This window comes from Thermomonas fusca DSM 15424 (assembly GCF_000423885.1).
Taxonomy (GTDB): Bacteria; Pseudomonadota; Gammaproteobacteria; order Xanthomonadales; family Xanthomonadaceae; genus Thermomonas; species Thermomonas fusca.
Window position 1 is genome coordinate 103,845 of the sequence record NZ_AUIV01000015.1, and the last position, 10,556, is coordinate 114,400.

General features: G+C 68.0%; 10 protein-coding genes. 5 read left to right on the forward strand and 5 right to left on the reverse strand.

What is annotated here, in order from left to right:
- Window positions 1-23: 23 nt before the first annotated feature.
- Window positions 24-1,109 (reverse strand): 4-hydroxyphenylpyruvate dioxygenase, encoded by a 1,086-nt coding sequence (hppD, locus tag G582_RS0108910; RefSeq protein WP_028839541.1) that lies wholly within the window; start codon window positions 1,107-1,109, stop codon window positions 24-26.
- An 87-nt stretch (window positions 1,110-1,196) separates the two neighbouring features.
- On the opposite strand from hppD, the gene G582_RS16120 reads away from it, so the two are divergent.
- Window positions 1,197-1,670, forward strand: a complete 474-nt coding sequence (locus G582_RS16120; RefSeq protein ID WP_038053530.1) for a MarR family winged helix-turn-helix transcriptional regulator — start codon at window positions 1,197-1,199, stop codon at window positions 1,668-1,670.
- Window positions 1,671-1,760: 90 nt separating this feature from the next.
- On the opposite strand, the gene G582_RS0108920 is transcribed toward G582_RS16120, so the two are convergent.
- Window positions 1,761-3,263 (reverse strand): peptide MFS transporter, encoded by a 1,503-nt coding sequence (locus tag G582_RS0108920; protein ID WP_028839542.1) that lies wholly within the window; start codon window positions 3,261-3,263, stop codon window positions 1,761-1,763.
- Window positions 3,264-3,435: 172 nt separating this feature from the next.
- Window positions 3,436-4,323: a tryptophan 2,3-dioxygenase gene (locus G582_RS0108925; RefSeq protein ID WP_028839543.1), complete on the reverse strand. Its 888-nt coding sequence runs from the start codon at window positions 4,321-4,323 to the stop codon at window positions 3,436-3,438.
- Between the two features lie 132 nt (window positions 4,324-4,455).
- Between G582_RS0108925 and G582_RS0108930 the strand changes: the two genes are divergently transcribed.
- The 3 genes from G582_RS0108930 to G582_RS0108940 are packed head-to-tail and all read left to right on the forward strand — an operon-like array spanning window position 4,456 to window position 7,917.
- The gene (locus G582_RS0108930; RefSeq protein WP_028839544.1) at window positions 4,456-5,565 is read left to right on the forward strand and encodes a thiamine pyrophosphate-dependent dehydrogenase E1 component subunit alpha; all 1,110 of its coding nucleotides are present in this window, start codon (window positions 4,456-4,458) and stop codon (window positions 5,563-5,565) included.
- Window positions 5,562-6,563, forward strand: coding sequence for an alpha-ketoacid dehydrogenase subunit beta (locus G582_RS0108935; RefSeq protein ID WP_038053531.1), 1,002 nt, complete (start codon window positions 5,562-5,564; stop codon window positions 6,561-6,563). The genes G582_RS0108930 and G582_RS0108935 overlap by 4 nt, the downstream gene beginning before the upstream one ends.
- A 10-nt stretch (window positions 6,564-6,573) precedes the next feature.
- Entirely contained in the window at window positions 6,574-7,917 is a 1,344-nt protein-coding gene (locus tag G582_RS0108940) for a dihydrolipoamide acetyltransferase family protein (RefSeq protein WP_028839546.1), read from the forward strand.
- Between the two features lie 136 nt (window positions 7,918-8,053).
- Here the strand turns inward: G582_RS0108940 and G582_RS0108945 are convergent, their stop codons facing one another.
- Window positions 8,054-8,365 carry a hypothetical protein gene (locus G582_RS0108945; RefSeq protein WP_028839547.1) on the reverse strand — a complete coding sequence of 104 codons (312 nt, stop codon included), beginning with the start codon at window positions 8,363-8,365 and terminating at the stop codon, window positions 8,054-8,056.
- Window positions 8,362-9,681 (reverse strand): tryptophan--tRNA ligase, encoded by a 1,320-nt coding sequence (locus G582_RS0108950; protein ID WP_028839548.1) that lies wholly within the window; start codon window positions 9,679-9,681, stop codon window positions 8,362-8,364. The genes G582_RS0108945 and G582_RS0108950 overlap by 4 nt, the downstream gene beginning before the upstream one ends.
- 126 nt (window positions 9,682-9,807) lie before the next feature.
- Here G582_RS0108950 and G582_RS16125 point away from each other — a divergent pair.
- Window positions 9,808-10,556 (forward strand): hypothetical protein (locus G582_RS16125; protein WP_038053533.1); only part of this gene is annotated, 749 nt, incomplete at its 3' end.

The window sequence follows — 10,556 nt, forward strand, 5'->3', positions numbered from 1 at the left end:
GCCCGCCGCGCGGCGGGCGGGGATCACAGCACGCCGCGCTTCATCTGGTCGCGTTCGATGCTTTCGAACAGCGCCTGGAAGTTGCCTTCACCGAAGCCTTCATTTCCCTTGCGCTGGATGATCTCGAAGAAGATCGGGCCGAACGCGTTCTGGGTGAAGATCTGCAGCAGCTTGCGCGACTTGGTTTCCATGTCGGCGTCGATCAGGATCGAATTCCTGCGCAGGCGCTCCACGTCCTCGCCGTGGTTGGGCACGCGCACGTCGATCACGTCGAAATAGGTGTCCGGCGTGTCGAGGAACTTCACCCCGGCCGCATGCATGCGTTCGACCGAGTCGTAGATGTCGTCGGTGAACAGCGCGATGTGCTGGATGCCCTCGCCTTTGTAGGCGCGCAGGTATTCATTGATCTGGCTCTTGTCGTCGTTGGACTCGTTCAGCGGGATGCGTACCACGCCGTCCGGCGCGGTCATCGCCTTCGACAACAGGCCGGTCTTGGCGCCCTTGATGTCGAAGTAGCGGATCTCGCGGAAGTTGAACAGCTTCTCGTAGTAGTCCGACCACTTCGCCATGTTGCCCACGAACAGGTTGTGGGTGAGGTGGTCGATGAAGGTCAGGCCGAAGCCCTTCGGGTGCTGGTCCACGCCGGGCAGCGGCACGTAGTCGGCGTACAGGTCGGTGCGGCCGTCGTCGACCAAGTACAGCATGCAGTCGCCGATGCCCTTGATCGCGGGGGTGACCACCGCGCCGGTCTCCGGCTTGTGATCGATCTGCGCGCCACCGTTGGCCAACACGTGGGCCAGCACTTTGTCGGTGGGCTCGCGGAAGCGGATCGCAAAGCCGCAAGCGGACGGGCCGTGCAGGGCGGCGAAGTCGGCGGCAAAGGAATCTTCCGACTCGTTGAGCAGGAAGTTGATCGTGCCCTGCCGGAACAGGGTGATCGCGCGCGCGCGGTGGCGGGCGACGGCGGAGAAGCCCAGCTGCTCCAGGTAGTCGCGCATGCGCGGGCCCTGCCCGGCCGGGGCGGCGAATTCGACGAATTCGAAGCCGTTGATCCCCATCGGGTTGTCGAAGGTGGTCGGCTGCATGCCAAGATTGGGTTGCGCGCTCATGCGGGGTGTCCTCAACGCCGGGAATGCGCATTCTATGGTTGCACTTGCAACTATCTCAAGTTCCCTCCTCTTTTCCGGCCGCCGCGCATGCCCGACCACGCCAGCCTCGCCCTCGAACGCTTCCTGCCCTACCGGCTCAGCGTGCTCTCCAATCGCATCAGCGGCTCGATCGCGCGCGAGTATTCGCAGCGCTTCGACCTGGGCGTCACCGAATGGCGGGTGATGGCGGTGCTGGGCCGCAGCCCGGACCTGTCGGCCAACCAGGTGGCGCAGCGCACCGCGATGGACAAGGTGGCGGTGAGCCGCGCGGTCGCCAGCTTGCTGGTATCGGGCCGGCTGCTGCGCAGCTTCGATGACGACGACCGCCGCCGCTCGGTGCTGCGCCTGTCCGAGGCAGGCTACGCGATCTACGACCAGATCGTGCCGCTAGCGCTGGGCTTCGAACGCCAGCTGCTGGGCGACATGCCGGCGGACGAGCGCGCCCTGCTGTTCCGCCTGCTCGACCGGCTGGACGAGCTGGAACTTCGGGTCGAGGCCACCAGCCAAGCCGCAGCCGGCTGATTTCCACCGGCTGCAAACGCACGCGGCGGCCCTGGGGCCGCCGCGCTTGCATCACCATCCCGCGCCGATGCACGACGCGGGCGGCACGCCTTACTTCACCCCGTGCATCAGCTTCTGGATCAGCGGCGCGATCAGGAACAGCAGCACGCCGGCGCCAATCAGCACCCAGAACCCGAAGGTGTAGCCGGCCTGCGCCGAGGCCACGGTCATGCCGGCTTCGCCGCTGACGCTGCTGGCGAAGATGCCGGACAGGTTGTTGCCGATCGCGGTGGACAGGAACCAACCGCCCATGCCGAAACCGACCAGGCGCATCGGCGCCAGCTTGGTCACCATCGACAGGCCGATCGGCGACAGGCACAGCTCGCCCACCGACTGGATCACGTAAACCATGAACAGCGTCCAGAACGGGATCTTCATGGTCTGCGGATCGACCATGCTGGACAGCGCGATCATCAGCAGCAGGAAGGCCAGGCCGTTGAAGATGATGCCGAGGCCGAACTTGCGCGGAATCGACGGATTGGCGCGCCCCATGCGGATCCAGATCCAGGCGACCACCGGCGCCAGGGTGATGATGGCCAGCGAGTTGACCGACTGGAACCAGCCCACCGGGAAGGTCCAGCCGCCGAAGTCGCGCTCGACGATGTTCTGGGCCAGGAAGTTGAACGAGCTGCCCGCCTGCTCGAAGAACATCCAGAACAGCACGTTGAAGGCGAAGATGATCAGCATCGCGATCGCCTTGTCGCGGGCGACGGCGCCGTTGGCGAAGCCCTCGCGCAGGATCAGCACGCACAGCACCACGAACAGCGCGGTCAGCAGGATCTGCAGGTTGTTCGCATCGATGGTGAGCAGGAAATAGATCGCCGGGATCGCCACCAACACGCCCACCGCCACCATCAGTACGCGGCCGAGGCCTTCGCCGCCTTCGACCGGACGACCGATGCCCTGCAGCTGGGCGCGGCCGATCCAGAACCACACCAGGCTGATCAGCATGCCGATGCCGGAGGCGATGAACACCGCCTTGTAGGCCGGCATCTCCGAGGAGCCGCCGAACATGTTCTCGGCCAGGAAGCCGGTCAGCACCGGCGCGATCAGTGCACCGGCGTTGATGCCCATGTAGAACAGGGTGAAGCCGGAGTCGCGGCGCTCATCGCCGGTCGAATACAGCTGGCCGACCATGGTCGAGATATTGGGCTTGAACAGGCCGTTGCCGGCGATGACCGTGGCCAGGCCCATCTTGAACACCGTCTCGCTGGGCACCGTGATCATGAACAGGCCGGCCGCCATCACCACCGCGCCCAGCAGGATCGAACGCTGGTAGCCCAGCACCTTGTCGGCGACGTAACCACCGAACAGCGCCGCCGCGTACACCAGCGCCAGGTAGGCGCCATACAGCTTGCTGGCCGAGGCCTCGCCGGAGGAATCTCCGCCGAAGAACTGCGCCACGATGTACAGCGCCAGCGCCCAGCGCATGCCGTAGAAGGCGAAGCGCTCCCAGAACTCGGTCATGAACAGCATCCACAGCGGACGTGGATGACCCATGACTTGCTTGAATTCCGGAACTGCGCCCGGCGTCGTATCAGCGGCTCCGCTCATGCGGCGTTCCCCCTTGTGTTCTAGCGTTGATTGAGGATGTCGAACCGGCCTGCGATGGGCGCGGAACCGGGCGAGAATGGCCGACAGGCGCAGGCAACGTCAAACCGTGCGCATTCAGGACATCGTGCTGCAAAGCAGCAAATCACCCCATGCGGGGTGCGTGCGAACGGGCTCAGGCGACGCCGTCGCGGCCCGGCCCGACCGAGGTTCGCACCTCGAACAGCTCGGGGAAGAAGGTCAGGTCGAGCGCACGCTTGAGGAACGACACGCCGCTGGAACCGCCGGTGCCGCGCTTGAAGCCGATGATCCGCTGCACCGTGCGCATGTGGCGGAAGCGCCACAGTTGGAACTGGGTTTCCAGGTCCACCAAGTCTTCGCACAGCTGGTATTCGCGCCAGTAGCGGCCGGTGTCCTCGTAGATGCGCTCGAACACCGGCACCAGCGCCGGGTCCAGCACGTGCGGCTGGGTCCAGTCGCGCTGCAGGTGCGCGGCCGGCACCGCATGGCCCCAGCGGGCGAGATAGCGCAGGAATTCGTCATACAGGCTGGGCGCGCGCAGCACCGCTTCCAGCGCGGCCTGCCCGGCTGGATCGTGGGCGAACACTTTCAGCATGGCCGCGTTCTTGTTGCCGAGCAGGAACTCCACCGTGCGGTACTGCAGCGACTGGAACCCGGACGACGGCCCCAGCACGTCGCGGAACTCCATGTATTCCGACGGCGTCAGCGTCTCCAGCACCGACCATTGCGCGGTCAACTGGTCGAGCACGCGCTTGCAGCGCGCGGCCACCTTGCCGAATTGCCAAACCCGGTCATTGCGCAGGTGCTCCAGCGCCGCGGACAGCTCGTGGATCAGCAGCTTCAGCCACAGCTCGCTGGTCTGATGCTGGACGATGAACAGCATCTCGTCGTGGTGCGCCGGGTTCGACAGCGGCTGCTGCGCCGACAGCAGGCGATCCAGCCGCAGGTAGCCGCCGTAGGTGATGCGCCCGGCCAGGTCGGTGTGGATATCGGCTTCGAGGTCGCGCTGATTGGCGCTGGCGGTGTCGTGTTCGCTGCTCATCGCGCGATTCTCGCACGCCGTCCTGCAGTGACGCGCTGACCGCCGTCAAGTGCCTTGCGATGCCGCAGCGCGCAACGGAATGCCAACACATCGCCGGTATCATGGAGCAATTGCTCCAACATCAAGGCAATCATGACCACTGCCGCCAGCTTCGAAATCGAATACCTGCAATACCTCAAGCCCGATGGCACCCTGGCCGGCCCGCTGCCGCCCGCGGTGGCCGATGCCGCGGCGCTGCTGCCGCCCGCGGTGGCCGATGCCGCGGCGCTGCTGCCGCTGTTCAAGCAGATGCTGTTCCTGCGCACCTTCGACAGCAAGGCCATTGCCCTGCAGCGCACCGGCAAGCTGGGCACCTACGCCGCCTGCCTGGGACACGAGGCCACCCACGTCGGCATCGGCGCGTCGATGCAGCCGGAAGACGTGTTCGCACCCAGCTATCGCGAATACGGCGCGCAGTTCGCCCGCGGCATGCGCCCGCGCGAAGTGCTGATGTACTGGGGCGGCGACGAGCGCGGCAACCTGCTGACGGGCGCCCCGGCCCACGACTATCCGTGGTGCGTGCCGATCTCCACCCAGATGCTGATGGCCTCCGGCGCCGCGCTGAGCTTCAAGCTGCGCAAGCAGAACCGGGTGGCGGTGGCGGTCTGCGGCGACGGCGGTTCCTCGAAAACCGACTTCTACGCGGCGGTGAACTCCGCCGGCGCCTACCAGCTGCCGCTGGTGCTGTGCGTGGTCAACAACGGCTGGGCGATCAGCGTGCCGCGCAAGGCCCAGACCGGCGCCGAGACCCTGGCGCAGAAGGGCCTAGCGGGCGGCCTGCACTGCCTGCAGGTGGACGGCAACGACCTGGTGGCGGTGCTGGAAGCAATGCGCCGCGCCCATGAGCGCGCGCGCAAGGGCGAAGGCGGCAGCGTGATCGAGTTCATGACCTATCGCCTGCACGACCACACCACCGCCGACGACGCCCGCCGCTACCGCGGCGAGGACGAAGTGAAGCAGGCCTGGCTGAAGGAGCCGTTCCTGCGCCTGCGCAAGTTCCTGACCGATGCCGGGCTGTGGGACGAGGCGCAGGAGAAAGCCTGGATCGAGGAGAGCGGCAAGCGCGTGGACGTGGAAATCAACGCCTATCTGGAAACCCCGGTGCAGCCGGTGGAAGCGATGTTCGACTACCTCTACGGCGACATGCCGGCCGATGTGCTGGCACAGCGGGAAGCCGCGATCGCGCTGGAGGGCCGGGCATGAGCGCGCAACCCATCACCCCCGCTCCCATCACGCTTATCGAAGCGATCACCCAGGCGCTCGCCTACGAGCTGCGCAGCGACGAATCCGTCGTGGTGCTGGGCGAGGACGTGGGCGTCAACGGCGGCGTGTTCCGCGCCACCGCCGGCCTGTCCGCGCAGTTCGGCACCGAACGCATCCTCGACACTCCGCTGGATGAAACCACCATCGCCGGGCTCACCGTCGGCATGGCCAGCCAGGGCATGAAGCCGGTCGCCGAAGCCCAGTTCGACGGCTTCATGTACCCGATGGTCGATTTCATCGTTTGCCACGCCGCGCGCATGCGTAACCGCACCCGCGGCCGGCTGACCTGCCCGATGGTGCTGCGGGTGCCGTGGGGCGGTGGCATCCGCGCGCCTGAACACCACAGTGAAGCCAACGAATCGATCTTCACCAACGTGCCCGGCCTGCGGGTGGTGATGCCCAGCTCCCCGCAGCGCGCCTACGGCCTGCTGCTGGCCGCGATCCGCGACCCGGACCCGGTCATCTACATGGAGCCCAAGCGCATCTACCGCCAGTACAAGGAACTGGTGCCGGATGACGGCGAGGCGTTGCCGCTGGACGTGTGTTACGTGCTGCGCGACGGCGCCGACGTGACCCTGGTGACCTGGGGCGCGCAGGTGAAGGAAACCCTGGAGGCCGCCGAGAAGCTGGCCGCCGAGGGCATCAGCGCCGAGGTCATCGACGTCGCCACGCTGACCCCGCTGGACTTCCCCACCATCGCCGAATCGGTGGCCAAGACCGGCCGCTGCGTGATCGTGCACGAGGCCGCCAAGACCGCCGGCTTCGGCGCGGAGATCGCCGCGCGCGTCGCCGAGGAATGCCTGTTCGACCTGCTGGCCCCGGTCGAGCGCGTGACCGGCTACGACACCCACATCCCGCTGTTCCGCCTCGAGATGAAGTACCTGCCGAGCGTGGACAAGATCGTCGCCGCCGCCAAGCGCGCGATGGCCTACTCGTAAAGGACGCCCCATGAGCAAGAAGTTCCTCCTGCCCGACCTCGGCGAAGGCCTGCCGGACGCCACCATCGTGGAGTGGTACGTCAAGGAAGGCGACGTGATCCGCCTGGACGAAAACCTGGTTTCGATGGAGACCGCCAAGGCGGTGGTCGACGTGCCCTCGCCGGTCTCCGGCAAGGTGCTGAAGCTGGCCGGCGGCGCCGGCGACGTGATCGTCACCGGCACCATGCTGGCCGAATTCGAGATCGACCCCAGCCTGCCGCAGCGCGCGGAAGGCCAGGACACCGGCCACCACCACGGCCCGTCCCACGCCGCCCCGGAACCGGCGGCGCCGGCGCCGGCAGCCGCCGCGAAGGCGGAGCCGGAAGACGCCGGCACCGTGGTCGGCGCGATGCAAGTCGGCAACGCGGTGGTCAGCGAAGCCGCGGTGGCGGTCGGCGGGGTCAAGGCGGTGCCGGCGGTGCGCGCGATGGCGCGCAAGCTTGGCGTCGACATCACCCGCGTGCGCGCCAGCGGCATCGATGGCACGGTCAGCATGGACGACGTGAAGCGCGCGGCGGCCGACGGTTCGGCCAAGCCTGGCGCCGCGCCGGTGGCACGCGCCGCGGCTCCGGCCCCGGCTCCGGCCCCGGCGGCGACCCCAGCCGCACCGGCCCAGCGCAGCGCGCTGTCGCAGACCGGCAAGCCGATGCGCACCCAGCCGCCGGGGGTTGCCGCCAGCGGCCAGCCCGAGCAGCTCAAGGGCGTGCGCCGCAACATGGCGCGGGTGATGGCCGATGCGCGCGACCGGGTGGTGCAGACCACCCTGGTGGACGATGCCGACCTGCACCAGTGGCTGGGCAAGCAGGACATCACCGCCCGCACCATCCGCGCGATCGTGGCTGCCTGCAAGGCCGAGCCCGCGCTCAACGCCTGGTTCGACGACGAAAACCTCACCCTCACCAAACACCCGCACGTGGACCTGGGGCTGGCGGTGGACACCCCCGACGGCCTGTTCGTGCCGGCGCTGCGCAATGCCGACATGCTGGACAGCCGCGGCCTGCGCGAAGGCATCAACCGCCTGCGCACGCAGGTGGAGGACCGCTCGATCCCGGCATCGGAGCTGAGCGGCTACACCATCTCGCTGTCCAACTTCGGCGTGTTCGCCGGCCGCTACGGCACCGTGGTGGTGGTACCGCCGTGCGTGGCCATCGTCGGCGTGGGCAAGCTGTCGCACGACGTGGTGGCGGTGATGGGCGGCATCGAGGTGCACCGCCGCATGCCGATCAGCCTGACCTTCGACCACCGCGCCTGCACCGGCGGCGAAGCCGCGCGCTTCCTGAAGGCGCTGCTGGACGATCTGGCCCTGCCGCAGTAAATCCAGTCCGTGGCGGCAAACAAAACGGCGGGCTTCGGCCCGCCGTTTTGTTTGCCTGCAAAAAATGCAGGGGCGGCATCGGCTCTCTGCAGGAGCCGCTTCAGGCCAGAGCGCAGCGTGCAGCCCGCCGGATCGATCAGGCCTTGGCCAGCCAGCGCCGTCGCAGCCAGAACGCCACCGCCAGCACCAGCAGGAACACCCCGTAACCCACCGAGGTGGCGAGGATCTGCGGCCACAGTGCGCCATGGCTGCGATCCGCCGCATCGAAGCTCCAATACAGGCTGAGCAGGCAGCCAACGTAGGCCAGCAGCAGGGCGATCCCGTCGAAACGCCGGCGCGCTGCGTTGCGCGGCTGGCGCGGATACAGCCAATACAGGGCCGACAGGATCAGGAACCACGGCGCGAACAGGATGAGCGCCAGCGCCGGCAGCGCCGCCACGTTGTTCACGCCTTGCCCCCCTCGCCCTCCAGCGCAGCCGCCACGAAGGCCGCCAGCGCCGCGTTCACTTCGGCGCTGGTCACGCCCTCGCCAAGCAGGAAGTCACTGGCGTCGTCGCCCACTTCGCCTTGCTTGATCGCGGCCACGCGCTGGCCGGCATCGCGCGGCGAATCGAAGCCCACGCTCTGCAGCAGCACGCGCTCGCCCTGCACCAGCTTGAAGTAGAACTTGCCATCGGCATCGCGGTACTGCTTGAACGCGGGCAGCGCGTCGGCCTCCTTCTTCGCCGCCGCCTTGTCGCCATCCACCGCCACCGTGGACAGGTCGCGCAGGCCCACCGCAGCGCGCAGGCGCACCAGCGTGGGGGTGGCATGGGTAGCCCGCAGGCGCGCCGCGCCGTCGCGCAGCACCGCCTCGATCTCCGCCGGCTTTGCCATCAGCGCCTCGTACTTCTCGCGCAGCGGCGCCACTTCCGCATCGATGCGCTCGAACAGCTTGTGTTTGGCATCGCCCCAGCTGATGCCGTCGGCGAACGCCTGCGCGAAGGCGGCGGTTTCCTCCTTCGAGGCGAACGCCTGATACAGCTGGAACAGCGCCGAGCCCTCGGTGTCCTTGCGTTCGCCGGGCGCGCGCGAGTCGGTCAGGATGCCGGCGATCAGCTTCTTCAGCTCGCTGCGCGGGGCGAACAGCGGGATGGTGTTGTCGTAGCTCTTGCTCATCTTGCGGCCGTCGAGGCCGGGCAACGTGGCTACGTTGTCGTCGATCACCACCTCCGGCAGCACGAAATGTTCGCCGTAGAGATGGTTGAAGCGCTGGCCGAAGTCGCGCGCCATCTCGATGTGCTGGATCTGGTCGCGGCCCACCGGCACCTTGTTGGCGTTGAAGATCAGGATGTCGGCGGCCATCAGCACCGGGTACATGAACAGCCCGGCATTGACGCCGGCATCGTCGTCCTCGCCCTCGGCGCGGTTGCGGTCCACCGCCGCCTTGTAGGCGTGGGCGCGGTTGAGCAGGCCCTTCCCGGCCACGCAGGTCAGGAGCCAGGTGAGCTCGGGGATTTCCGGGATATCGCTCTGGCGATAGAACCAGTTCTTTTCCACGTCCAGGCCGCAGGCCAGCCAGGTGGCGGCGATTTCCAGCGTGCTGCGCTGTACCCGCGCCGGATCGCCGCATTTCACCAGCGCGTGGAAATCGGCGAGGAAATAGAAGTTCTCCACATCGGCGGCCTGCGCGCTGGCCAGCGCCGGGCGGATCGCACCGACGTAGTTGCCCAGATGCGGCGTGCCGGAGGTGGTGATGCCGGTCAGGATGCGGGTCTTGCTCATGCGGTGGGCGCTGTTGGAACGCGGGAGACGGGCTGCACAGTGTACCCGCGCCACCCGGCAACCCCGTTTGCGGGCGCCGCGCGTTGACAGCAGTGCAGCGCAATGCCTGCGCCCCCGGAGAAAGCCATGTTCCGCCGCCTGCTGTTCGTCCTTGCCGTCATCGCCGCCAGCGCGCCCGTCGCCGCGCGCACGCCGGTTCCCGCTTACCCGCTGGTGGAGCTGGCGCTGGTGGACCGCGACACCGCCCAGACCCTGCCCGAATACCGCCACCGCGGCCGCGACTGGGTGGCCGGCACGCCCGGCCATCGCTACGCGGTGCGCCTGACCAACACCAGCGGTGAACGGGTGCTGGTGGTGCTGTCGGTGGATGGGGTGAATGCGGTCAGCGGCCAGACCGCCGCGCCCTCGCAGGCGGGCTATGTGCTGGGGCCGTGGGAGAGCGCCGAGATCGGCGGCTGGCGCAAATCCCTGGACGACATCGCCCAGTTCGTGTTCACCGATCTGCAAGGCAGCTACGCCTCACGCACCGGGCGGCCGGACAACGTCGGCGTGGTCGGCATCGCGGTGTTCCGCGAACGCTGGCGGCGCCCGCTGCCGCCAGCGGCGCCGGTTGCGGCCGCACCACGGGCGGAGGCCGGCGCAAAGGCCAGCGCAGACCGCGCGATGACGATGGAGGCGATGCCGCAGCGCATCGGCACCGGCCACGGCCAGCGCGAGCACGCGCCGGTGGGGCAGACCACGTTCGAGCGCGCCAGTGCGAGCCCGGAGCAAATCAGCGAGTTGCGCTATGACAGCCTGGACGCACTGGTGGCGATGGGCGTGCTGCCGCGCCGCAATCTGATTGGCGTTGCCCAGCCGCCGCGCGCGTTCCCGGG

Excerpts from the sequence above, each read along its gene's own strand:
- hppD (WP_028839541.1), bottom strand. The coding sequence starts at position 1,109 with ATGAGCGCGCAACCCAATCTTGGCATGCAGCCGACCACCTTCGACAAC.
- G582_RS0108940 (WP_028839546.1), top strand. The coding sequence starts at position 6,574 with ATGAGCAAGAAGTTCCTCCTGCCCGACCTCGGCGAAGGCCTGCCGGAC.
- G582_RS0108920 (WP_028839542.1), bottom strand. The coding sequence starts at position 3,263 with ATGAGCGGAGCCGCTGATACGACGCCGGGCGCAGTTCCGGAATTCAAG.
- G582_RS0108930 (WP_028839544.1), top strand. The coding sequence starts at position 4,456 with ATGACCACTGCCGCCAGCTTCGAAATCGAATACCTGCAATACCTCAAG.
- G582_RS16120 (WP_038053530.1), top strand. The coding sequence starts at position 1,197 with ATGCCCGACCACGCCAGCCTCGCCCTCGAACGCTTCCTGCCCTACCGG.
- G582_RS0108950 (WP_028839548.1), bottom strand. The coding sequence starts at position 9,681 with ATGAGCAAGACCCGCATCCTGACCGGCATCACCACCTCCGGCACGCCG.
- G582_RS0108935 (WP_038053531.1), top strand. The coding sequence starts at position 5,562 with ATGAGCGCGCAACCCATCACCCCCGCTCCCATCACGCTTATCGAAGCG.
- G582_RS0108925 (WP_028839543.1), bottom strand. The coding sequence starts at position 4,323 with ATGAGCAGCGAACACGACACCGCCAGCGCCAATCAGCGCGACCTCGAA.